This window comes from Stakelama saccharophila (assembly GCF_032229225.1).
Classification (GTDB): domain Bacteria; phylum Pseudomonadota; class Alphaproteobacteria; order Sphingomonadales; family Sphingomonadaceae; genus Sphingomonas; species Sphingomonas saccharophila.
This window is the reverse complement of record NZ_CP135076.1, coordinates 1,511,742-1,534,110: the sequence shown is the minus strand read 5'-3', so window position 1 is coordinate 1,534,110 and position 22,369 is coordinate 1,511,742. Positions and strand designations below refer to the sequence as shown.

22 protein-coding genes are annotated in these 22,369 nt (G+C 65.3%); 3 read left to right on the top strand and 19 right to left on the bottom strand.

Annotated elements, in window-relative coordinates; translation table 11 throughout:
* The first annotated feature begins 11 nt into the window (after positions 1–11).
* Both RPR59_RS07240 and RPR59_RS07235 read left to right on the top strand, forming a co-directional pair.
* Positions 12–932: a PAS domain-containing protein gene (locus RPR59_RS07240; RefSeq protein WP_313918161.1), complete on the top strand. Its 921-nt coding sequence runs from the start codon at positions 12–14 to the stop codon at positions 930–932.
* 121 nt (positions 933–1,053) lie between these two features.
* Positions 1,054–1,719 carry a DUF6975 family protein gene (locus RPR59_RS07235; protein WP_313918159.1) on the top strand — a complete coding sequence of 222 codons (666 nt, stop codon included), beginning with the start codon at positions 1,054–1,056 and terminating at the stop codon, positions 1,717–1,719.
* 124 nt (positions 1,720–1,843) lie between these two features.
* On the opposite strand, the gene RPR59_RS07230 is transcribed toward RPR59_RS07235, so the two are convergent.
* Positions 1,844–2,137, bottom strand: a complete 294-nt coding sequence (locus RPR59_RS07230; RefSeq protein ID WP_313918157.1) for an Hpt domain-containing protein — start codon at positions 2,135–2,137, stop codon at positions 1,844–1,846.
* A gap of 84 nt (positions 2,138–2,221) precedes the next feature.
* Between RPR59_RS07230 and RPR59_RS07225 the strand changes: the two genes are divergently transcribed.
* Positions 2,222–4,555 (top strand): coiled-coil domain-containing protein, encoded by a 2,334-nt coding sequence (locus RPR59_RS07225; protein ID WP_313918155.1) that lies wholly within the window; start codon positions 2,222–2,224, stop codon positions 4,553–4,555.
* Here RPR59_RS07225 and RPR59_RS07220 read toward each other — a convergent pair whose 3' ends face one another.
* From RPR59_RS07220 to RPR59_RS07135, 18 genes are all read right to left on the bottom strand, one after another.
* A complete protein-coding gene (locus tag RPR59_RS07220) occupies positions 4,556–4,819 on the bottom strand; it encodes a DUF1467 family protein (protein WP_313918153.1) in 264 nt (87 codons plus the stop codon).
* 4 nt (positions 4,820–4,823) lie between these two features.
* Positions 4,824–6,461, bottom strand: coding sequence for a ribonuclease J (locus RPR59_RS07215; protein WP_313918151.1), 1,638 nt, complete (start codon positions 6,459–6,461; stop codon positions 4,824–4,826).
* A 46-nt stretch (positions 6,462–6,507) separates the two neighbouring features.
* On the bottom strand, positions 6,508–7,305 hold the full coding sequence (locus tag RPR59_RS07210; RefSeq protein WP_313918149.1) for a type III pantothenate kinase: 798 nt from the start codon (positions 7,303–7,305) through the stop codon (positions 6,508–6,510).
* Positions 7,306–7,334: 29 nt separating this feature from the next.
* Positions 7,335–8,039, bottom strand: a complete 705-nt coding sequence (locus tag RPR59_RS07205) for a biotin--[acetyl-CoA-carboxylase] ligase (RefSeq protein WP_432280308.1) — start codon at positions 8,037–8,039, stop codon at positions 7,335–7,337.
* Positions 8,036–9,481 (bottom strand): NADH-quinone oxidoreductase subunit NuoN, encoded by a 1,446-nt coding sequence (nuoN, locus tag RPR59_RS07200; protein ID WP_313918147.1) that lies wholly within the window; start codon positions 9,479–9,481, stop codon positions 8,036–8,038. Before nuoN ends, RPR59_RS07205 begins: the two co-directional genes overlap by 4 nt.
* Positions 9,481–11,016, bottom strand: a complete 1,536-nt coding sequence (locus tag RPR59_RS07195; RefSeq protein ID WP_313918145.1) for an NADH-quinone oxidoreductase subunit M — start codon at positions 11,014–11,016, stop codon at positions 9,481–9,483. Before RPR59_RS07195 ends, nuoN begins: the two co-directional genes overlap by 1 nt.
* Positions 11,017–11,029: 13 nt before the next feature.
* Complete coding sequence (gene nuoL / locus RPR59_RS07190) at positions 11,030–13,126, bottom strand: NADH-quinone oxidoreductase subunit L (protein ID WP_313918143.1); 2,097 nt, start codon at positions 13,124–13,126, stop codon at positions 11,030–11,032.
* 7 nt (positions 13,127–13,133) lie between these two features.
* Complete coding sequence (gene nuoK, locus RPR59_RS07185; protein WP_313918141.1) at positions 13,134–13,439, bottom strand: NADH-quinone oxidoreductase subunit NuoK; 306 nt, start codon at positions 13,437–13,439, stop codon at positions 13,134–13,136.
* Positions 13,436–14,047, bottom strand: coding sequence for an NADH-quinone oxidoreductase subunit J (locus RPR59_RS07180; RefSeq protein ID WP_313918139.1), 612 nt, complete (start codon positions 14,045–14,047; stop codon positions 13,436–13,438). The genes nuoK and RPR59_RS07180 overlap by 4 nt, the downstream gene beginning before the upstream one ends.
* Before the next feature lie 99 nt (positions 14,048–14,146).
* Entirely contained in the window at positions 14,147–14,632 is a 486-nt protein-coding gene (nuoI, locus tag RPR59_RS07175) for an NADH-quinone oxidoreductase subunit NuoI (protein WP_313918137.1), read from the bottom strand.
* On the bottom strand, positions 14,629–15,684 hold the full coding sequence (gene nuoH, locus RPR59_RS07170; protein WP_313918135.1) for an NADH-quinone oxidoreductase subunit NuoH: 1,056 nt from the start codon (positions 15,682–15,684) through the stop codon (positions 14,629–14,631). Before nuoH ends, nuoI begins: the two co-directional genes overlap by 4 nt.
* A gap of 115 nt (positions 15,685–15,799) precedes the next feature.
* On the bottom strand, positions 15,800–17,824 hold the full coding sequence (gene nuoG, locus RPR59_RS07165; RefSeq protein ID WP_313918133.1) for an NADH-quinone oxidoreductase subunit NuoG: 2,025 nt from the start codon (positions 17,822–17,824) through the stop codon (positions 15,800–15,802).
* Positions 17,824–19,131, bottom strand: a complete 1,308-nt coding sequence (gene nuoF, locus RPR59_RS07160) for an NADH-quinone oxidoreductase subunit NuoF (protein WP_313918131.1) — start codon at positions 19,129–19,131, stop codon at positions 17,824–17,826. The genes nuoG and nuoF overlap by 1 nt, the downstream gene beginning before the upstream one ends.
* A 105-nt stretch (positions 19,132–19,236) precedes the next feature.
* A complete protein-coding gene (locus RPR59_RS07155; protein WP_313918130.1) occupies positions 19,237–19,395 on the bottom strand; it encodes a hypothetical protein in 159 nt (52 codons plus the stop codon).
* Positions 19,392–20,060, bottom strand: coding sequence for a complex I 24 kDa subunit family protein (locus RPR59_RS07150; RefSeq protein WP_313918128.1), 669 nt, complete (start codon positions 20,058–20,060; stop codon positions 19,392–19,394). The genes RPR59_RS07155 and RPR59_RS07150 overlap by 4 nt, the downstream gene beginning before the upstream one ends.
* Complete coding sequence (locus tag RPR59_RS07145; protein ID WP_313918126.1) at positions 20,053–20,229, bottom strand: hypothetical protein; 177 nt, start codon at positions 20,227–20,229, stop codon at positions 20,053–20,055. Before RPR59_RS07145 ends, RPR59_RS07150 begins: the two co-directional genes overlap by 8 nt.
* On the bottom strand, positions 20,226–21,461 hold the full coding sequence (locus RPR59_RS07140) for an NADH-quinone oxidoreductase subunit D (RefSeq protein WP_313918124.1): 1,236 nt from the start codon (positions 21,459–21,461) through the stop codon (positions 20,226–20,228). The genes RPR59_RS07145 and RPR59_RS07140 overlap by 4 nt, the downstream gene beginning before the upstream one ends.
* Complete coding sequence (locus RPR59_RS07135; RefSeq protein ID WP_313918122.1) at positions 21,461–22,285, bottom strand: NADH-quinone oxidoreductase subunit C; 825 nt, start codon at positions 22,283–22,285, stop codon at positions 21,461–21,463. Before RPR59_RS07135 ends, RPR59_RS07140 begins: the two co-directional genes overlap by 1 nt.
* Positions 22,286–22,369: the final 84 nt, after the last annotated feature.

Below are 22,369 nucleotides of genomic sequence, written 5' to 3'. Positions count from 1 at the left end.
GGGAGGCCCGGATGACATCGCGCAAATCAGGAGATTACGGATCACACCCGGCCCCGGGGGCCGAATCGCGGCAGGACCAGGCGACGGCATCGCAACTCGTGCGAAATTTTGGCTATTGGCAGGATAAGGCCAGGCGGCACCCCGTTTATATCCTGCATCGCGGCCGCCCGCGCCTCGCACTGTCGTCAATCGAACAGTTCCGCGAATTGCAGTCGCCCGATTCTCCGCAGGAACGGCTGATCAACGAACGCGATGTCGTGCTCGATGCCATGCGCGACATCGCCATCCTGCTCGACCGCGAACTCCGCATCGTCACGGTCAATCGTGCGGCGCGCACCTATTTCGGCCGCGATCTTGGCGTCGCCGGGATGTCCCTGACAGCGGCGCTGCCCGAACCGGTCGGCGGATATCTGGACGACACCGCCCGCCGGATCCGGGCAAGCGGCACCATGGAGCGGATCGACCTGCGGCTCGACGACACGGGAAGCCGCAGCCTTTCGCTCGCCTTCGCGCCCTACCCGGACGGCGTGGCCCTGGTCGGCACCGACATTTCGGTGCAGGATCAGCGCGACCTCGCATTCTCGGCCCGTCAATCGGTCGACATGGCGCTTGCCGAACTCGAAGACATCGCCAAGGCGCGGATCAATCCCCGCGGCTATATCGCCCGGCCGACGGAAAGCCTCACCCGGATGACCGGCATAGCGGCGGAGATGTTGCGCAACGTCCGCTATGCCGGTCTGTTCGATCTATCCTCGCGCAGCCGCGTTGCGGATGCGATCGAGCATATTCTGGACGGTGGCGAGCCGATGCGGATCGAGGCCGGCCTGGTGGTACGCGGCACGGAGACAATGCCCGTCCGCGTCGCCTTCGCGCCCGTGCGGCGACATGTTGTGGTCGATGCGGTGCAGACCGTCCTGGTCGCCGCCGCCTGATCCACGCAAATTCCTTAGCGGGACGTTCACCAGCTTTTTACGTGCTTCGGTATAACAAGGTGGCGCACAAGGGCCGGACCGGACGACGCGGTGATCGTCCGGAGGACGGCACAGGAGAATCATGGTCAGCGAACCCGCCCGACTCGCCGGTTTCGGAGGCGCCTGGGAAACGGTCCGCGCACTGGTGCGCGCCGATGGAACCACGGCCCAGCCCTTCGTCGAACACCTGATCGGCCGGGACTGCCCCGCACGCGATCGCGCCGACGCCGTGCATCATCTATGTGCGCTGCACGGACGCTATCCGGGGATCATCGAACATGCGGCCGACTACATGCCCGGCCCGCCCGCCCGCGACTGGCTGATCGCTGCGGCGAACGCCTTCGCGATCGAGCGAAGCTATCTGGCGAACCTTGCCGCTGCCGCCGGTCCGGTGCCGAGCACCCCCGGCCAGGCGGAGGCGGAAGCCGCCAGTGCCGCGCAGCGCCACGCCCTCGATACGCTCGGACGATCGGAACGCAAGGGCTGTGCATTGGGCGCGGCCGTGGTACTCGCCCTGGAATGGCAGGAAATCCGCCGGCTACTCGACGCCGCCGCGCTCCGCCTGGGCGTGGCCGCGCCGCAATCCACGTTGCCACCGGAGCATGAAGCGGCCGCGCTGCTCGCCGCGCTGTCGGACGGTGTCGCCATCGAACGCGCGATGCTGTTCGGCGCCGATCAGCTCCTTGCCCAGCATCGCGGGCTGTGGGCGCTGTTGGAAGCGCGGGCCGAAGCGCGCGGCATCGACTGAGCCGCCACCACAGTTGCGCGCCCTGCTAAAGGATCGCACGTATCCCTGACGCTGACGGGCTCGACCGGCGATGCGCGAACTCAGCCGCCAGAAATTCAGCCGCAAGAAATAGCGCGGCCGGACCCTACAGCCGCGATACGGCGCGCTCGATCCGGCGGACCATCTCCCGGTGGCCGGCGGCGCACGCGGTCGCTTCCGTGGCCAGCGCCATCAGCCGCACCGCACCGAAGCTGGCGGCAAGTCCCTTCATGCGCATCGCGGCCGAATCCCATTCCTCCTGCCGCGCCGCCGAGGAAAGCGTGGCGAGATGTTCCTGCACGCCCTCGAGAAAGGCCAGGCGCAATTCCGCGATCAGTCCGGGCTCGTCGCCCAGCGCGGCCGCCAGAGTCGCATCGATTGCACCGGGATCGTAAGCCATGCTCCACCGCTATCACGCCTCGGGTTAACGCGGTGTGTCGCAAAACGGTTTGCCGGCGAGGGAAACGTGATAGACATAGTGGCCATGAGCGGGGTGTCGAAGATCGTCGGGCTGAGGCCCGGGCACGAGGCGGGGTCCGAAAGCCCCGACGGGGAAATCGAAGCGGCCGGCAACGCCGCTCTCGACGAAACGGTCGAGGCCGAAGAGGCGGGGTTTTCGGACCTCGACCATGCGGAGCCGGACGAACACGAGTCGACCGGACGGTTGGACCGGATCATGCCGGTCCTCGCGACCCTGGCCACCGCGGCGTGGCTCGGCGGCATGCTCTACCTCGCCTGGCCGACCATCAGCCGCCCCATGGCGCCCGTCGCGATCGTGGAGTTCATCGCCGCGCTGTGCGTTCCGCCCACGCTCATCGGCATCCTGTGGCTGCTCGCCCTGCGCACGAGCCGCGCGGAGGCGCGGCGCTTCGGATCGACCGCGCGCGCCATGCGTGCGGAGGCGATCAGCCTGGAGCGCATGGTCGCCACCCTGTCGCAAAAGATCGAGGAGAATCGCGCCGAACTCGCCAAGCAGACCAACTATCTGCTGTCGCTGGGCGACGATGCCGCGGAACGCCTGCGCGCCGTCAGCAACGGCATGGGCGACCAGGCCGACGCCATCGACCGTTCCACCCGCACCCTCGGCCAGGCCGCGGGCGATGCCGAAAAGTCGCTCAACGTGGTCCTCGCATCCCTGCCCCGTGCGCATGAGGAAACCCAGGCCCTGGCGCGCACGCTCGACGAATCGGGTCTGAATGCCAGCAAGCATGCCGCGGCGCTCGATGCCCAGCTTGCCGCGCTCGCACAGCGCGGGCGCGAGGCGAACGAGGTCTCCGGCGGCGCGGCCGAGCGGCTTGCCGCGCACATCGCCCGCATGGAAGCGACCAGCGAAACCGCCGGCGCCCGGCTGGAAAAGGTCACGGCGGAAATGTCGCAGGCCGTCGACGGTGTGCTCGACCGCGCCGCCGACGCGGTCGAGCAGGCGCGCCAGGGCATCACCGCCCAAGGCGAGGCGATGCTTGCCATGATCTCCAGCAACCAGGGCGCGATGGAACGGGCCGGCGAAGAAGGCGTCGCCGCTTTGGCCGAACGCATCCAGGGCGTCGACGCCGCCATTTCCCGTATCGCCGAACAGCTCGGCGAGCAGCAGCAGCGCGGCGCGGTGCTGTTCGAAACGCTGGAAAGCGGTGCCGCCGAAGCCGATTCCCGCTTCGAGCAGTTGCACGGCGACGGCATGAAGCGGACGCAGGAACTTGCCGCCTCGCTCAGCGCCCTCACCGAATCGGCCAATGCCATGACGCATTCGATGCAGAGCGGCGACGAAACCGCGGGACAGGTCATCGCGACGGCGGAAAATCTGCTCGTCGCCCTGGACGCCGCGGCGCGCGAGATGGACGAGACGCTTCCCGGCGCGCTTCAGCGGCTCGACGAGCGCATCGGCCAGAGCCGCTCGATCGTCGCCAGCGCCAAGCCGGAGCTGCTGTCACTCGTCACGGCGGCGGAAAGCACGCACGACGCGATCGAGGCGATCGCCGGGGTCGTCGGCACCCAGCGCGACACGCTTGCCGCCGTAACCGAATCGCTGCTCGAGAATCTGGACGTGGGCAAGGATCGCATCGCCGACGTGCAGAAGATCGTCGACGCCACGGTCGAGAGCACGCGGCGCTTCGCCGACGAAGCGGCGCCGCAACTGGTCGATTCGCTGCTGCGCATCCGCGAAACCGCGACGACGGCCAGCGATCAGGCCCGCACCACGCTCGCCAGCGTCATTCCCGCCGCCGCGCGCAAGCTGGAACAGGAAGGCGCCGATGCGCTCGGCCGCGCGGCGGAAACGACGGTCGGTCGCCAGATCGCCGATCTGCACCGCACGACCGAAGAAGCGGTCGCCGCGGCCGCCACCGCCTCCGAACGGCTCGCGCGCCAGATGCAGGCTCTGTCCGAGACCACGGCGGCGGTCGAAGCGCGGATTGAGGAGGGGCGCGCCGAGCGCGAAGAGAATGACCGCGACAGCTTCGCGCGCCGTGTTTCGCTATTGATCGAGGCGCTCAACTCCGCTTCGATCGACATCACCAAGACGTTCAGCCACGAGGTTTCGGACAGCGCCTGGGCCGCCTATCTGAAGGGCGATCGCGGCGTGTTCACCCGCCGCGCCGTGCGCCTGCTGGAGCCCCACGAAGCACGCGAAATCGGCCGGATGTACAATGATGAGCCGGAATTCCGCGAACAGGTCAACCGCTACATCCACGATTTCGAGGCCATGCTGCGCCACGTGCTGGCGCTGCGCGACGGCACGCCGATGGGCGTGACGCTGTTGTCGTCGGATATGGGCAAGCTCTACGTCGCGCTGGCCCAGGCGATCGAACGCCTGCGCGCCTGATCACCCGGCGCTGAAATCGAGCATCGCGACCGTGACCCAGCCATAGCTGTAGTTCAGGGCGAACAGCGCGAACAGAATGGCCGATACCAGCGTCGTCTGCAGCAGGATGCGGCGGAACGGCACCGTCGCCGGCGCGCTGTCGGCCTGTCCCGGCACATGCTCGTCCCCCGCCGCCGGGTCCGTCCGCACGTTGAACGGCAGCACCACGAAGGCGGTGATCACCCAGAACAGCACATAGACCGCCAGCATCGACTGCCAGGCCACGCGCTCAGACCTCGACGATCAGAACGTCGACCACCGGTTTCTTGCCCGTCCAGCGGCGGGCAGTCCGCCGCACCGCCAGGCGCAGGCTTTCGCGCGTCGCCTCGAGGTCGCCGGAACGCTTCTCCAGCGCGCGGCGCACGGCATCGGCGGTTTCGTTCAGGAATTCGTCGCGATCCTCTTCCACCGGCACGCCCGCCATCCGGAATTGCGGGTCCCCGGCCAGGCGCCCGCCCGCATCCAGCGCGACCGCCACCGAAATCTGGCCGTTGATGGACAGTTTGCGGCGCTCGTTGATGGTGCCGCCATCGGCGGGCAGGATCACGTCGCCATCCAGCACGAGCCGCCCGACAAAAGCGTGGGCGACCTTTTCCGCCCTACCGGGCGCCAGCCGCACGATATCGCCGTCGGTCTGCACGAGCGCCTGCGGAATGCCGTTTGCGAGGCCGAACCGGGCATGTTCCATCAGGTGTCGCATCTCCCCATGCACGGGGATCAGGATGTCGGGCCGTATCCAGTCGTACATCGCCTTCAGCTCCGGGCGACCCGGATGGCCGGAGACGTGGATATGCGCCTGCCGCTCGGTGATCATCTCCACCCCGCGCGCGGCGAGCTGGTTCTGGATGCGGCCGATCGCCACCTCGTTGCCCGGAATCTGCTTGGACGAGAAGATCACCCGGTCGCCGGCCTCCAGGGCGATCGGATGCGTACCCTCGGCCACGCGTGCCAGGGCCGCGCGCGGCTCCCCCTGCCCGCCGGTGGCGATGATCAGCACGTCTTCGCGCGGCAGGTCCATGGCCGTGTCGAAATCGACAGTGCGCGGGAAATCCTTCAGATAACCGGTCTGCTGCGCCACGCGCAGGATACGGTTGAGCGAGCGGCCGGCAACGCACAGCGTCCGACCCGTGTCTTGCGCCACGTCGGCCAGCGTCTTCAGCCGCGCGGCGTTCGACGCGAACGTCGTCACCATCACGCGGCCGCGCGCCTCCGCCACGACCTCGGCCAGTCCCGCGCGCACGCTTTCCTCGGGTCCCGACGCTTCGGCGTTGTAGACGTTGGTCGAATCGCACATGAGCGCGAGAACACCGTCGTCGCCGATCGCCTTCAGCGTATCGGCGGTGGCGACGTCGCCCAGCACCGGCGCGTCGTCCAGCTTCCAGTCGCCGGTATGCAGCACGGTGCCATATTCAGAGGTGATGAGGACCGCGTTACCCTCCGGAATGGAGTGGGCGACGGGGACGAAACGCATACCGAACGGGCCGACCTCGAAATCGGTGCCGGGATCGACGACGTTCAGCTCGACCTCGTCGGCTATGCCTTCCTCTTCCAGCTTGCACCGCACCAGCCCCGCGGTGAACGGCGAAGCATAGATCGGCACGCCCAGATCCAGCGCCAGATAGGGAATGGCGCCGATATGATCCTCGTGGCCGTGGGTGAGGACGATCCCCGTCAGCCCGTCGAGCTGTTCCTCGATGAAGCGGAGATCCGGCAGGATCACGTCCACGCCCGGATAGCCGGGATCGGCGAAGGTGATGCCGCAATCCACCATCACCCATTGGCCGCGGGTGCCATAGCAGTTGACGTTCATGCCGATCTCGCCCGACCCGCCGAGCGCGACGAAGAGAAGTTCCTTGCCTGGTGTCACAGAGTTCCTGTTGCGTTGCCGGCGTCCATCGTTGCGCCGTTCGGTTCTAGATATGGGCGCGTGCCCGCAATATCGCCAATCCCTGAAGCGTCAGATCGGTTTCGACAGCGTCGAAGATATCGGTGTGCCGCTCGAACAGGACCGCGAGGCCGCCCGTCGCCACCACCTTTACCGGCCTTCCGATCTCCGCCTTCATGCGCGCGACGAGGCCTTCCATCATCGCGATATACCCCCAATAGATGCCGATCTGCATCTGGTCGACCGTGTTCCGCCCGATGACCGAATTGGTCGCGGGCTCGTCGATCGCGATCCGCGGCAGTTTCGCCGCCGCGCTGACCAGCGCATCGAGCGACAGATTGATGCCCGGCGCAATGATGCCGCCCTTGTACGCGCCGCGATAATCTATCACGTCGAACGTCGTCGCGGTGCCGAAATCGATGATCAGCAGGTCACCGCCATGGCTCGCATGCGCCGCGATCATGTTGAGCGCGCGGTCGGCGCCCAGGCTCTGCGGCTCGTCCACGTCGAGCGCGATCCCCCAGCCGGCATCGCCCTGCCCGGCGATAACGGGGGTCACGCCGAAATATTTCGTCGCCAGCACCTCCAGATTGTGCAGCGCGCGCGGCACGACCGTGCCGATGATGACGTCGTTCACATCGCCGCGCTCGAACCCTTCGAGCTGCAGGAGCTGACTGAGCCAGACGGCATATTCGTCGGCCGTCCGCCGCGGATCCGTCGTGATGCGCCAGCGGGTGCGGATCCGGCCCGGATCGCCAGGCTCCGGGCCCGGCTCGAACAGGGCGAAGACGATGTTGGTATTTCCGGCATCGATCGCGAGCAGCACGATCGCTCTCCTCTGTCTGGCGGCGGTCTTCAGATCAGGAAGACATCGCCTGCGTGAATGACATGGCGTTCGCCCGAGGCCAAGCGCAGGATCAATGCGCCGTCGCCGTCCAGCCCGTCGAACAACCCGTCGACACTCGCTCCGTCGCTGGTCCGGGCGGTGAGCGCGGTCCCCGGCGGATGCGCGCAGGCCAGCCAGCGACTGCGAATCGGCGCGATGCCTTCGCCCCGCCAACGCGAAAGCCAGCGGGCGACGCTTTCGGCCAGCGTCTCCACGAACATCGCCGGGTCGATCGACATGCCGTGTTCCGCAAGGCTGGTTGCCGCGCGCTCCAGTCCCTGCGGATGGTGCGCCAGGTTTACGCCGAATCCGATCACGACGGCGTCGCCGGCGCGCTCGAGCAGAATGCCGGAAAGCTTGGCGCCGTCCAGCAACAGGTCATTGGGCCATTTCAATCGGATCGGGCTGTCGCAATAGACGGCAACCGCCTCATGCAGCGCGATTGCCGCCGTCAACGCCAGCGTCGCAGCCGGCGGATCGGAAGGTCGCAGCCGGATCAGGGTGCTCGCATAGCAATTGCCCGCGGGCGAGGCCCATTGCCGCCCCTGCCGACCGCGCCCGGCGGTCTGCCGCTCGGCGCGGAGCCACGTCCCCTCCGCCGCGCCCTCCCGGGCGAGCAAGAGGAGATCGGCGTTGGTCGAGCCCGTCTCTGCGAGCGTGCGGATCGTCGTCAGAACAACGCCTGCGCAGCGGCCAGCGACCACGCCGTCAGGGCCGGAACGGCAAGATAGGCGAACGGCGAGATGCAGATCGTGGCGATCGTCAGCAGACCGCCCTCCATCCGGCTTTCCATCGGCGCATATTCGGGCGCGGGCGCATCGAAGAACATCGTCTTGACGATCCGCAGATAGTAATAGGCGCCGACCACCGAACCGACGACGCCGGCCACCGCCAGCGGGAACAGCCCCGCCTGCACCGCCGCGCTGAACACGACGAACTTGGCGTAGAAGCCGAACATCGGCGGGATGCCGGCAAGCGAGAACATGACGATCAGCAGTGCCCAGGCAAGGCCCGGCCGCGTGGTCGACAGGCCCGACAGGCTCTCGATCGTCTCGATCGGCCTGCCGTCCTGCCCGCGCATCTGCAGCACGACCAGGAAGCTCGCCAGCGTCATCACGACATAGATCGCCATATAGACCAGCACGGCCGCGACGCCTTCGCGCGTTCCGGCGGCGAGCCCGATCAGCGCGAACCCGACATTGTTGATCGAGGAATAAGCGAGCAGGCGTTTGATATTGGTCTGCCCGATCGCCGCCACGGCGCCCAGGAAGATCGACGCCAGCGCCGCGAAGATCACGATCTGTCGCCACTCGGTCAGCGCCGGACCCATCGCCTCAACCGCGACGCGCAGTGCCAGGCCCATCGCCGCGACCTTGGGCGCACTGGCGAAGAAGGCCGTGACGGGCGTCGGCGCGCCTTCATAGACGTCGGGCGTCCACATGTGGAACGGCACGGCGGAAATCTTGAAGGCGATGCCGGCGAAGACGAAGACCAGGCCGAACAGCATGCCCGTCGACATTCCGGCGGCATAGCGCACGGCGATGTCGTCGAACAGCGTCGTTCCGGTAAAGCCGTAGACCAGCGAGATGCCGTAGAGCAGGATCCCGCTCGCCAGCGCGCCGAGCACGAAATATTTCAGGCCGGCCTCGGCCGAACGCGTGTCGCGCCGCATGAAGCTCGCCAGCACATAAGCGGCAAGGCTCTGCAGTTCGAGACCGACATAGAGCGTCAACAGATCGGCTGCCGATACCATGATGCCCATGCCGACCGCCGACAACAGGATCAGCACCGGATATTCGGGCCGCAGGTCGTCCCCGCCGGTCGCGGCGAAGAAGCGCGGCGCGATCAGGATCGACACGCCGGCGGCGATGTAGATCAGCAGCTTGGCGAAGCCGGCAAAGGCATCCGCGCGGTAGAGGCCGTAAAAGGCTTCCCCGCCACCGGTCGCGGGACCGATCAGCGCAATGGCGGCGCCGGCCAGCAGCGCCACCGCCGCCAGGCTCACGCCGTAAGCGGACCGCTGCCCGCCCCAGGCGGCGACGAGCATCAGCACCAGCGCGCCGAGCGACAGCACGACCTCCGGCAGGGTCATCACCAGTTGCGAGGCGTAGGACATCAGTGCGCCTCCCCGTGACCGGCTTCGGCCGCGTGCGCAACCCCGCTTCCGGCGGTGGGCCGGGAATCGCCTTCCGGCTGCGCGCGGTCGATCCGCTGCAACAGGATGGCGACGTCGTCGCGCATCGGCGCGAGGAAGCTTTCGGGATAGACGCCCATCCACAACACGACCGCCGCGACGGGCGCCAGCAGCGCGATCTCGCGCTTGCTCAGATCAGGCATCGCCTTCACATCTTCCTTGGTCAGATCGCCGAACACCACGCGGGCATAGAGATACAGCATATAGGCCGCGCCCAGGATGATGCCGGTGGCGCACAGCAGCGTGATCCAGGTCGATACCTGATAGGTGCCCATCAGCGCCAGCAATTCGCCGACGAAGTTGCTCGTGCCCGGCAGGCCGATCGAGGCCATGGTGAAGAGCAGAAACAGCGTCGCATAACGCGGCATGTTGATCGCCAGCCCGCCATAGCGGCTGATCTCGCGCGTGTGCAGCCGGTCGTAGATCACCCCGACGCACAGGAACAGCGCGCCGGACACCAGACCATGGCCCAGCATCACCAGCATCGCGCCCTCTATCCCCTGTCGGTTGAAGGCGAACAGCCCGATCGTGACGATCGCCATGTGCGCGACCGAGGAATAGGCGATCAGCTTCTTCATGTCCTGCTGCACCAACGCGACGAGCGAGGTGTAGATCACCGCTACCGCCGACAGCGCGAAGACGAGCCAGATGAGCTGCGACGAGGCTTCGGGGAACATCGGCAGCGAAAAGCGCAGGAAGCCGTAGCCGCCCAGCTTCAAGAGCACGCCCGCCAGGATCACCGAGCCCGCCGTCGGCGCCTGGACGTGCGCGTCGGGCAGCCAGGTGTGGACCGGCCACATCGGCATCTTCACCGCGAAAGAGGCGAAGAAGGCGAGCCACAGCCAGGTCTGCGCATGAACCGGGAAATCGTGGTCCATCAGGTCGGGAATATAGGTCGTACCCGCATTCTGGCTCATCCACAGCATCGCGATCAGCATCAGCACCGACCCGAGCAGCGTATAGAGGAAGAATTTGTAACTGGCGTAGATCCGGTTCGTGCCGCCCCAGATGCCGATGATCAGATACATCGGGATCAGGCCGGCCTCGAAGAAGATGTAGAACAGGAACAGGTCCTGCGCCGCGAACGTGCCGATCATCAGCAATTCGGTCAGCAGGAACAGCGCCATATATTCCGGCACGCGCTTCTGGATCGCTTCCCAGCTCGCGCCGATGCAGATCGGCATCAGGAACACCGAAAGCATGATCAGCAGAAGGGCGAAGCCGTCGATGCCCAGCGACCAGGTGAAGGTCCCGAACAGCGCGTCGGAATGCTCTACGAACTGCCACTGCGCGCCGCCGATGTCGAAATTGGCCCAGAGCAGCACACCCAGCGCCAGATTGACTAGCGTCGCCGCCAGCGCCAGCCAGCGCGCCGACTTCGCATCGAGGAACAGACAGATGGCCGCCGCGACCGCAGGCACGGCGAGCATCACGGAAAGAATGGGAAAACCGTTCATCGCATTGCCATCCTTACCGCGTGATTGCCCAGGTAACCGCGGCGGTGAGCCCGATCAGCATGACGAATGCATAAGCGTAGAGATATCCCGATTGAACGCGTCCGGCGATCCGGCTGCCGAAGGCCACCAGCGCCGCCGAGCCGTTCGGCCCGAAGCGATCGATCGTGCCCTCGTCGCCGCGCTTCCAGAACAGCCGCCCGAAAGCGAACGCGGAACGCACGAAGAGGAAATGATAGATCTCGTCGAAATACCATTTGTGGAGAAGGAAGCGGTACAGGACGCGGAAGTGATCCGCCGTGCGCGCCGGAAACTCCTTGTTCCGGATATAGCCGTACCAGGCCGTCACCAATCCGATCAGCATCACGATCGTCGCGGCCAGCTTGCCCCATTCCGGGATTTCGTGCGCTGCGTGCGCCAGATGCTCGTTGAAGAACAGGCTGCCCTTCCAGAAATTCGCGCCGGCCTCCGGATCGATGAAGAACTGGTGGAAGAACACGCCGGCGAACACCGCCCCCATCGACAGGACGACGAGCGGCACCAGCATCATCCACGGACTTTCATGCGGATGATATCCGCCCGTTCCACCCGGCATGTCGGTCTTGCGCGGGCCGGCCTCGTGCGGCTCCGCTCCCGCATCCTCGGCCTGCGGATTGTCCTCCACCTCGCGCGTCGGATGTTCGACATGCGCATCTTCCGCCTCGTGATGGCCGTGCGCGTCGTGGATCGCATGCTGGATATGCTCCGAACCCGCCCAGCGCGGCTTGCCCCAGAACGTCAGGAACATCAGCCGCCAGGAATAGAAGCTCGTCAGCAGCGCGGCGATCACGCCGGCCCAATACGCGCCCATTCCGCCCGCGGCGAACGCACTCTCGATGATCGAATCCTTGGAGTGGAACCCGGCAAAGCCGATGTCGAGGAAAGGAATGCCGACGCCGGTGATCGCCAGGGTGCCCGCCATCATCGCCCAGAAGGTGACCGGGATCTCCTTTCGCAGCGCACCGTAATAGCGCATGTCCTGCTCGTGGTGCATCGCATGGATGACCGAGCCCGCGCCGAGGAACAGCAGCGCCTTGAAGAAGGCATGCGTGAACAGGTGGAACATCGCCGCGCCATATGCGCCGACGCCGGCGGCAAAGAACATGTAGCCGAGCTGGCTGCACGTCGAATAGGCGATCACGCGCTTGATGTCCGTCTGCACCGTGCCGATCGTCGCCGCGAAGAAGCAGGTCAGCGCGCCGATGAAGGTGACGACGCCGAGTGCCACCGGGCTCGTTTCGAACATCGGCGACAGGCGGCACACCATGAACACACCCGCGGTCACCATGGTCGCTGCGTGGATCAGCGCCGACACCGGGGTCGGGCCTTCCATCGCGTCGGGAAGCCAGGTGTGCAGGCCGATCTGCGCCGACTTGCCCATCGCGCCGACGAACAACAGCAGGCACAGCACCGTCATCGTGTCGGCACGCAGGCCCAGAAAGCCGATCGTCGACCCCGCCATGCCGGGTGCGGCGGCGAGAATCTCGGGGATGGAGACGGTGCCGAACACCAGGAACGTGCCGAAGATGCCGAGCATGAAGCCCAGATCGCCCACCCGGTTGACCACGAAAGCCTTGATCGCCGCGGCACGCGCGCTCGCCTTCTGGAACCAGAAGCCGATCAGCAGATAGGATGCCAGGCCGACGCCTTCCCAGCCGAAGAAGAGCTGGATCAGGTTGTTCGCCGTCACCAGCATCAGCATGGCGAAGGTGAACAGCGACAGATAGGCGAAGAAACGCGGCTGATCCGGGTCCTCGTCCATATAGCCCCAGCTATACAGGTGGACGAGCGAGGACACCGTGGTCACCACGACCAGCATGACGGCCGTCAGCGCATCGACGCGCAGCGCCCAGGAAACGTCGAAATCGCCCGACATCATCCAGGTCGCGATGGGCGCGACGCTCGGCTCCGACGTGCCCTGCAGAAAACCGATGAAGATCGGCCAGGACAGCGCGCAGGCGATGAACAGGGCGCCCGTCGTCACGATCTTGGGCAGCGTCGCCCCGAAGGCGCGATTGCTGAGCCCGGCGAAAGCGGCAGCGAGCAGCGGCAGGAATACGATAAGCTGGATCACCGAATGATCACCCCTTCATCCGGTTGACGTCATCGACCGCGATCGAGCCGCGGCCACGGAAATAGATCACCAGGATCGCCAGCCCGATCGCCGCCTCGCCGGCGGCTACGGTCAACACGAACATGGCGAAGACCTGCCCCACCAGATCGTGGAGATAGGCGGAAAAGGCCACAAGGTTCAGGTTCACCGCCAGCAGGATCAACTCGATCGCCATCAGGATGACGATCAGGTTCTTGCGGTTGGCGAAGATGCCGAGCACCCCCATGGTGAACAGGATCGCCGAAACGACGAGATAGTGCGTAAGGCCGATCACAGCTCCACCCCCTGCCCCACGGGCGCATCGACATTGCGGATCGCGTCCTTCGACCGGCGGTTGATCTGGCGGCTGATCTTCTGCGGCCGCACGCCCGCGCGCTGCCGGTGCGTCAGCACGATCGCGCCGATCATCGCGACCAGCAGCACCAGCCCGGCGCCTTCGAACACGAAAAGATAGCGCGTATAGAGCAGGCGCCCGATCGCCTCGATATTGGGCACCGCCGGATCGACCGGCGCAATGCGCCTGGCGATATCGATGCCGCCGGCCGTCCAGGCGCCCACGGCGATCAGGATCTCGGCGACCAGCGCCACGGCCAGCGTGAACCCGATCCAGAAATATTTGACGAAGCCTGCGCGCAACTCGGCGAAATCGATGTCGAGCATCATCACCACGAACAGGAACAGCACCGCGACCGCACCGACATAGACGATGACGAGCAGCATCGCGATGAACTCCGCACCGACCAGCACCATCAGGCCGGCGGCGTTGAAGAAGGCGAGAATCAGCCACAGCACCGAATGCACGGGGTTGCGCGCCGATATCGTCATCGCGGCGGAGATCAGCACCACCGCGGCGAACAGGTAGAAGGCGATTGCTTGGATCACTGAACGAACATGCCCCCTGAACTCCGTATGGGCCGCCAGGTGCACGAGGGCACCGACAGGCGCAGCCCGAACGGAACGGAATCGATAGTCACGGCGCGCTTAACGGTACGGCGCGTCGGCGGCAAGGTTCGCCGCGATCGCGCGTTCCCAACGGTCACCGTTTTCGAGGAGCTTGTCCTTCTGATAGATCAATTCCTCGCGCGTTTCGGTCGAAAATTCGTAATTCGGCCCCTCGACGATGGCATCGACGGGGCACGCCTCCTGGCACAGACCGCAATAGATGCACTTCGTCATGTCGATGTCGTAGCGCGTCGTGCGCCGCGATCCGTCATCGCGCGGCTCGGCCTCGATCGTGATGGCGAGCGCAGGGCAGATCGCTTCGCACAGCTTGCACGCGATGCAGCGTTCCTCGCCGTTGGGATAGCGCCTCAGCGCGTGCTCGCCCCGAAAGCGCGGGCTTACCGGGTTGTGCTCATATGGATAGTTGATCGTCGCCTTGGGCTTGAAGAAGTAGCTCAGCGTCTTGGCGTGCGCGCCGATGAACTCCCAAAGCGTGAAGGATCGTATCGTCTGCGCGACACTCATGCGGGAACTCCGTAACGGGTGAGCATCAGGAAACCGGAAATCAGCACCACGAACACCAGGCTCAGCGGCAGGAAAATCTTCCAGCCCAGCCGCATCAACTGGTCGTAGCGATAGCGCGGGACCGTTGCCTTCACCCAACTGAACAGGAAGAAGAAGAAGCACATCTTGGCCAGCAGCCAGATGATGCCGGGCACGGCGTAGAGGAACGGAATGTCGAGCGGCGGCAGATAGCCGCCCCAGAACAGGATCGCGTTCAGCGCGCACATCAGGATGACGTTGGCATATTCGCCCAGCCAGAACAGCGCGAAGCTCATCGACGAATATTCCGTCTGATAGCCCGCGACGAGTTCCGATTCCGCCTCGGTCAGGTCGAACGGCGGGCGCTGCGTCTCCGCCAGTGCGGAGATGAAGAACACCACCGCCATCGGGAACAGCAGGATGTTGAAGCCGAACCCGTTCAGGATGCCCAGGCCATAGATATCACGCTGCGCCTCGACGATTTCCGTCAGGTTGAAGCTGCCCGACCAGAGCACGACCGAGATCAGGACGAAACCGATCGCGACCTCATAGGACACCATCTGCGCCGCCGCGCGGATCGCCGAATAGAAGGGATATTTGGAATTGGACGCCCAACCGGCCAGGATCACGCCGTACACGCCCAGCGACGAGGCCGCGAGCACGTAGAGCAGGCCGACATTGATGTTCGCGAGCACGACATAGGGCTGGAACGGCACCACCGCCCATACGATCAGCGCGACCGTGAAGGTGATGATCGGGGCGAGCAGGAAGATGCCCTTGTTCGCGCCCGACGGAATGATCGTTTCCTGAAGGAAGACCTTCAGGCCGTCGGCGAAGGACTGGAGCAATCCCAGCGGCCCGACCACGTTCGGCCCGCGCCGGAGCGCCATCGCCGCCCAGATCTTGCGGTCGGCATAGATCACCATGGCGACCGCCAACATCACCGGCAACGCGATGGCGAGGATGCCGACAATGGTCGCGAGGAACCATGCCCAGCCGTGCATCATCCCCAGGGATTCGAAGAAGGCTGTCACTTCACTCCCCCCTCACCCGTTCGTGTCGAGCGCAGTCGAGACACGTCAGCCGGACGCTGCTTTACCGCTTCTCGACTACGCGCGAAGCGAACGGTATTGGTAAAAATCGCTGCCATCACTCCGCGGCCTCCGCAAAGTCTTCACCGTGGACCAGTTCGGCCGAGCAGCGCTGCATCGTCGGGCTGGCGCGGCAGATGGCGTTGGTCAGATAGAAGTCGTGGATCGGATAGGCGACCTCGCCCTCGCTTTTCTTGTCGAGCGCCGGCGGGTTCCATTCGAACGTGGCGAGGCCTTCGTTCGCCAGTGCCGGCGCATCGGCCGCCATCTGCGCGCGCAGTTCCTCGAACGTGTCGAACGGCAGGGTATGGCCCAGCTTCTCCGAAAGCGCGCGCAGGATCGTCCAGTCCTCGCGCGCGTCGCCCGGCGGGAACACCGCGCGGTCGCCGCGCTGCACCCGGCCTTCCAGGTTCACATAGGTGCCCGGCTTCTCGGCATAGCTCGCGCCCGGCAGGATGACGTCGGCGGCATGCGCCCCGGCATCGCCGTGATGCCCGATATAGACCTTGAAGCTATCGGCGAAGCGCGAATAATCGACCTCGTCGGCGCCCAGGAAGAAGGCGAGCTTGGGCTTCGCCGCGATAATGTCGGCTAGGCCGCCCGCCTGCGCATAGCCCAGCATCAGCCCGCCCATCCGCGCCGCCGACATGTGCAGCACGTTGAACCCGTTCCACGTCGTGCCGTCTTCCAGTGTGCGGACGAGCTTCAGCGACTTGGCGAGCGCCAGTGCGCCGCCATGTCCGCCGGCGAGCGCCGCCCCGCCGACGATCACCACCGGCTTCCTGGCGTCCGCGAACGCGTCCTTCGCCGCCTTGGGCAGCTTGCCGAGCAGCGACAGATCGTTGCCCAGCCATTCGACCTTGTAGGTCAGGTCGACCTCGGGACCGATGCCGAACACCTTCGCACCCTGCTTGCGCACCGCCTTGCGGATGCGCGTGTTGACCAGCGGCGCTTCCCAGCGGACGTTCGAGCCGACGACGAGGATCGCATCCGCCTCTTCGAGCCGCGCGATGGTGGTGTTGAAATTGACCGCCGACAGGCTCGACACGTCATAATCCATGCCCGTCTGCCGCCCTTCGAGCAGCGACGAGCCCATTTCCCCGACGAGCGCCTTGGCCGCAAACATCGTCTCGCAATCGACGAGATCGCCGGCAATCGCGGCGACATTCGATTTCGCGGTCTTTGCGACCTCGGTTATGGCGTCGAACGCCTCTTCCCAGCTTGCGGCGGCCAGCTTGCCGTCGCGCCGGACATAGGGTTGGTCGAGCCGCCGCCGGATCAGACCGTCGACATGATAGCGGGTCTTGTCGTGCGCCCACTCCTCGTTCACCTCGTCGTTGACGCGCGGCAGGCAGCGAAGCACGGCGCGCCCACGCCGATCGAGGCGAATATTGGTGCCGACCGCATCCATCACGTCGATCGCCAGGCTCTTGCCGAGTTCCCAAGGACGATATTCAAACGCATAAGGCTTGTGCGTCAGCGCGCCGACCGGGCACAGGTCGTTGACGTTGCCGGACAATTCGCTGTGCACGGCCTCTTCGAGATAGGACGTGATCTGCATGTCCTCGCCGCGATAGATCGCGCCGATTTCCTCGACGCCCGCGACTTCCTCGGCAAAGCGCACGCAGCGGGTGCAATGGATGCACCGGGTCATGATCGTCTTGACGACCGGCCCCATATATTTCTCGGTGACCGCGCGCTTGTTCTCGTCATAGCGCGACCAGCCCTTGCCGTACGCCATGGCCTGGTCCTGCAGGTCGCACTCGCCGCCCTGGTCGCAGATCGGGCAGTCGAGCGGATGATTGATGAGCAGGAACTCCATCACGCCTTCGCGCGCGGCTTTGACCATGGCGCTATCGGTGCGGATCTCCTGCCCGTCGGCCGTGGGCAGCGCGCAACTCGCCTGCGGCTTGGGCGGCCCCGGCTTCACCTCGACCAGGCACATGCGGCAATTGCCGGCGATCGACAGCCGCTCATGATAGCAGAAGCGCGGGATCTCCTTGCCGGCAAGCTCGCATGCCTGCAGCACGGTGGCGCCCTGCGGCACCTCAATCTCGGTTCCGTCTACGGTTACCTTCGGCATTATTCGGCAGCTTCCATCATCGGTTCGGCCCCACCCGGCGCCTGGCGCTCGGCGATGCGGCGTTCCAGCTCGGGGCGGAAATGGCGGATCAGGCCCTGGATCGGCCAGGCGGCGGCATCGCCCAGCGCGCAGATCGTGTGGCCCTCGACCTGCTTGGTCACCTCCCACAGCGTGTCGATCTCGTTGACGTCGGCATCGCCGGTGCGCAGCCGTTCCATCACTCGCCACATCCAGCCCGCGCCCTCGCGGCACGGCGTGCACTGGCCGCAGCTCTCATGCTTGTAGAAATAGCTGATCCGGCTGATCGCGCGGACGATGTCGGTGGACTTGTCCATCACGATAACCGCCGCGGTGCCGAGGCCCGATTTCAGCTCTTTCAGCCCGTCGAAATCCATCGGCGCGTCGATGATCTGCTCGGCCGGCACCAGCGGCACCGACGATCCGCCCGGAATCACCGCGAGCAGATTGTCCCAGCCGCCGCGTATGCCGCCGCCGTGCCGCTCGATCAGCTCGCGGAAGGAAATCGACATTTCCTCCTCGACCACGCACGGCGTGTTGATGTGGCCCGAAAGCTGGAACAGCTTGGTGCCGCGGTTGTTCTCGCGGCCGAAGCTCGCGAACCATTCCGCCCCGCGCCGCAGGATCGTCGGCACCACCGCGATGGATTCGACGTTGTTGACCGTCGTCGGACAGCCATACAGCCCCGCGCCCGCCGGAAAGGGCGGTTTCAGCCGCGGCTGACCCTTCTTGCCCTCCAGGCTTTCGAGCATCGCGGTCTCTTCGCCGCAGATATACGCACCCGCGCCCCGGTGGACGAAAACGTCGAAGTCATAGCCCGATCCGCAGGCATTCTTGCCGAGAAAGCCCTTGTCGTATGCCTCGGCCACCGCGGCGAACAGGTTCTCCGCCTCGCGGATGAACTCGCCGCGGATATAGATGTACGCCGCCCGCGCACGCATCGCGAAGCCCGCCACCAGCGCGCCCTCGATCAGCTTGTGCGGATCGTGGCGGATGATCTCGCGGTCCTTGCAACTGCCGGGTTCGGATTCGTCGGCATTGATGACGAGGAAGCTGGGCCGATCCGGCTTCGGCTCTTTGGGCATGAAACCCCATTTCACACCGGTCGGAAATCCCGCGCCGCCGCGCCCGCGCAATCCGCTCGCCTTCACCCGGTCGATGATGTCGTCCTGCCCGATTTCGAGCAACTTCTTCGTGTTGTCCCAGTCGCCGCGCTTCATCGCGGCACCGATCTGCCACGACTGATAGCCATAGACGTTGGTGAAGATGCGGTCCTTGTCAGCGAGCATGACGAACTCCGTTCGCCACCCCGGCGCAGGCCGGGGTCTCCAGCCGCTGGGGTGCGGGATGAAACATGGCGATCCCGGCCTTCGCCGGGATGACGGAATAGCGGTTCATCGTCCCCTCCCGATCAGCTTTTCGGCAAAGAAATAGGCCAGCACGGCCAGCCCCACCCCGATCGCGAGCACGATCAGCCCGAGCGCGAGCTTCAACAGCGCCACCAGGATGACGACCGCGACGACCCCGACCAGAATGGCGATCAGCAGGTTCATGCCCACTCCCCGCGATAATCATGGTTTTCCTCGGCCATCGCCTTCAGCGTGGTCGGGCCGCCCTGCGGCGCGGAAGTCTGGCGGTCGACCTGCGGTCCCGGCCTGGGCGTTTCGCCGCCGGCCAGCGCATCGAGAATGCGCGTCGTGCTGTCGTAATCGAGGTCTTCGTAATTATCGTCGTTGATCTGCATCATCGGCGCATTGGCGCAATTGCCCATGCACTCGACCTCGGTCAGCGTGAACAGCCCGTCCGGCGTCGTCTTGCCGCGCGCCAGCCCCTTGTTCTTGCACGCCGCGAACACGTCATCCGATCCGCGCAGCATGCACGGCGTCGTGCCGCACACCTGCACATGATACTTGCCCACCGGCACCAGGTTGAACATGGTATAGAAGGTCGCGACCTCGAACACGCGCATATAGGGCGTATCGATCTCGCGGGCGACATATTCGATCACCGGAACGGGCAACCAGCCCTGCGTGTTCGTCGCGGCCCCCACCTGTCGCTGGGCGAGATCGAGCAGCGGGATCGACGCCGATTGCTGGCGCCCCGGCGGATAGCGGCCGATGATTTCCTTGGCCTTGGCGGCGTTTTCCGGCGTCCAGGCGAAATCGCTCCACTGCGCGCGGACTTCCGTTTCGTCGGGGAGTTGAGGTTTCTCAGCCATTGCTACGCTTCTTGTTCGTTGCGACGGCGACCGCGATTAGCGCGGAGCCAGTGGAAATCGAAAGCAGCCCGATGGCCAGCGGCTCGATGAGGACCAGTTCCACCAATCCAAACACAAGGAGAAGCGGACTCAGCAGCCAGAGCATCTTGTGCGCGGTTCCCATCGTCACCGGTCACACTCCCCGAAAACGATGTCCATCGCGCCGAGAATGGCGGTGGTGTCGGCGAGCATGTGCCCCTTCGACATGAAATCCATCGCCTGCAAATGGCTGAACGCGGTCGGGCGGATCTTGCAGCGGTACGGGCTGTTGGTGCCGTCGGACACCATATAGATGCCGAATTCGCCCTTGGGCGCTTCGGTCGCGACATAAACCTCGCCCGCGGGAACGTGATAGCCCTCGGTATAGAGCTTGAAGTGATGGATCAGCGCTTCCATCGAATGCTTCATCTCGCCGCGCTTGGGCGGGCCGACCTTGCGATCCATCGTCATGATCGGGCCTTCGGGCATTTCCGCCAGGCACTGCTTCATGATCTTCGCCGACTGGTACACTTCCTCGACCCGCACCATGAAACGGTCGTAGCAATCGCCATTGGTGCCGACCGGGATTTCGAAGTCCATGCGATCATAGACATCATAGGGCTGCGACTTGCGGATATCCCAGGCGATGCCCGCAGCACGGATCATCGGACCGGAAAAGCCCCAGCGGATCGCGTCGTCGCGGCTCACCACCGCGATGTCGACGTTGCGCTGCTTGAAGATGCGATTTTCCGCGACCAGGCTGATGGCGTCGCCGAACAGCTTGGGCAGCCGCGTGTCGAGCCATTCGCCGATGTCGGTCAGGAGCTTCAGCGGCACATCCTGATGCACCCCGCCGACGCGGTAATAGTTGGAGTGCATGCGCGCACCCGATGCCCGCTCGAAGAAGTTCATGCAGTCTTCGCGCAGCTCGAACATCCACAGGTTCGGCGTCATCGCGCCCACGTCCATCACGTGGCTGCCGAGGTTCAGCATGTGGTTCGAAATGCGCGTCAGCTCGGCGAACAACACGCGCAGATACTGCGCACGCAACGGCACTTCCAGATCGAGCAGCTTCTCGACCGCCAGCACGAAGCTGTGCTCCATGCACAGCGGCGAGCAGTAATCGAGGCGGTCCATGTACGGGAGCGCCTGCGCATAGGTCTTGTATTCGATCAGCTTTTCGGTGCCGCGGTGAAGCAGGCCGACATGCGGGTCGATCCGCTCGACGATTTCGCCATCCAGTTCCATGACGAGGCGCAGCACGCCGTGCGCCGCCGGATGCTGCGGACCGAAATTGATCGTGTAGTTCTGGATCTCGACATCGCCCGCCCTCGGGTCGGCGCGATCGGTCTCACCCAGCATCTCTTCAACATATTCAGCCATTACTGATTCTGCCCCTTGCTGGGCACCACATCGGGATCGTCCGGCTTTTCCTCGGGCCGGTTGCCCGGATCGGGCTTGCCGGCCCCGGTCTGCGCCGGGGAATCGGTGGTCGCGGGCTCCGGAGCGTTCGGCTTCGCCTCTCGCGCATCGTCGGCCTTCTTCTGCTCGTCGGCGGTCAGCGGCGTCGGCGCGCCCTTGGCTTCCGGTTCATGCGCCTTCTCGTCGCCCGGAAGGATGTATTCGGCACCTTCCCACGGGCTCATGAAGTCGAAGGTGCGGAAATCCTGCGCCAGCTCGACCGGTTCGTACACGACGCGCTTCGCCTCTTCCGAATAGCGCAGCTCGACATAGCCCGTCAGCGGGAAGTCCTTGCGTTGCGGATGGCCGCGAAAGCCGTAATCGGTCAGGATGCGGCGCAGGTCGGCATTGCCGTCGAACAGCACGCCGTACATGTCGTACACTTCGCGTTCCAGCCAGCCCGCGACCGGCCAGATGCCCGTCACCGACGGCACCGACTTCACCTCGTCGGTGGAGACATGGACGTGCAGGCGGTGATTTCGCGTCAGGCTGAGCAGGCAATAGACGATCTCGAACCGCTCCTCGCGCTCGGGATAGTCGACGCCCGCGATTTCCATGAGCTGCTGATATTCGAGGCCGGACGCATCGCGCAGCGCGATCATCGCCTCGACCAGGCGCTCGCGCGCGACGTGCAACTGCACCTCGCCCACGCGCTCACGCGCATCGACCAGCATGTCACCAAGCGCCGAGCGCGCGGCGTCGATCACCCCGTCATTGGCGGCGTATTTGGGAGCAGGCGCCCTCATACCCAATCTCCACCGTTCGTGTCGAGCGAAGTCGAGACACGCCGCCGCAGGGAAACGCTTCTCGACTGCGCTCGAAGCGAACGG

Coding starts and splice junctions, on each gene's coding strand:
- RPR59_RS07240 (WP_313918161.1), top strand. CDS start 12: ATGACATCGCGCAAATCAGGAGATTACGGATCACACCCGGCCCCGGGG.
- RPR59_RS07225 (WP_313918155.1), top strand. CDS start 2,222: ATGAGCGGGGTGTCGAAGATCGTCGGGCTGAGGCCCGGGCACGAGGCG.
- RPR59_RS07140 (WP_313918124.1), bottom strand. CDS start 21,461: ATGGCTGAATATGTTGAAGAGATGCTGGGTGAGACCGATCGCGCCGAC.
- RPR59_RS07135 (WP_313918122.1), bottom strand. CDS start 22,285: ATGAGGGCGCCTGCTCCCAAATACGCCGCCAATGACGGGGTGATCGAC.
- RPR59_RS07155 (WP_313918130.1), bottom strand. CDS start 19,395: ATGAACCTGCTGATCGCCATTCTGGTCGGGGTCGTCGCGGTCGTCATC.
- nuoG (WP_313918133.1), bottom strand. CDS start 17,824: ATGCCGAAGGTAACCGTAGACGGAACCGAGATTGAGGTGCCGCAGGGC.
- RPR59_RS07235 (WP_313918159.1), top strand. CDS start 1,054: ATGGTCAGCGAACCCGCCCGACTCGCCGGTTTCGGAGGCGCCTGGGAA.
- RPR59_RS07195 (WP_313918145.1), bottom strand. CDS start 11,016: ATGAACGGTTTTCCCATTCTTTCCGTGATGCTCGCCGTGCCTGCGGTC.
- nuoN (WP_313918147.1), bottom strand. CDS start 9,481: ATGTCCTACGCCTCGCAACTGGTGATGACCCTGCCGGAGGTCGTGCTG.
- RPR59_RS07150 (WP_313918128.1), bottom strand. CDS start 20,060: ATGGCTGAGAAACCTCAACTCCCCGACGAAACGGAAGTCCGCGCGCAG.
- RPR59_RS07230 (WP_313918157.1), bottom strand. CDS start 2,137: ATGGCTTACGATCCCGGTGCAATCGATGCGACTCTGGCGGCCGCGCTG.
- nuoF (WP_313918131.1), bottom strand. CDS start 19,131: ATGCTCGCTGACAAGGACCGCATCTTCACCAACGTCTATGGCTATCAG.
- nuoI (WP_313918137.1), bottom strand. CDS start 14,632: ATGAGTGTCGCGCAGACGATACGATCCTTCACGCTTTGGGAGTTCATC.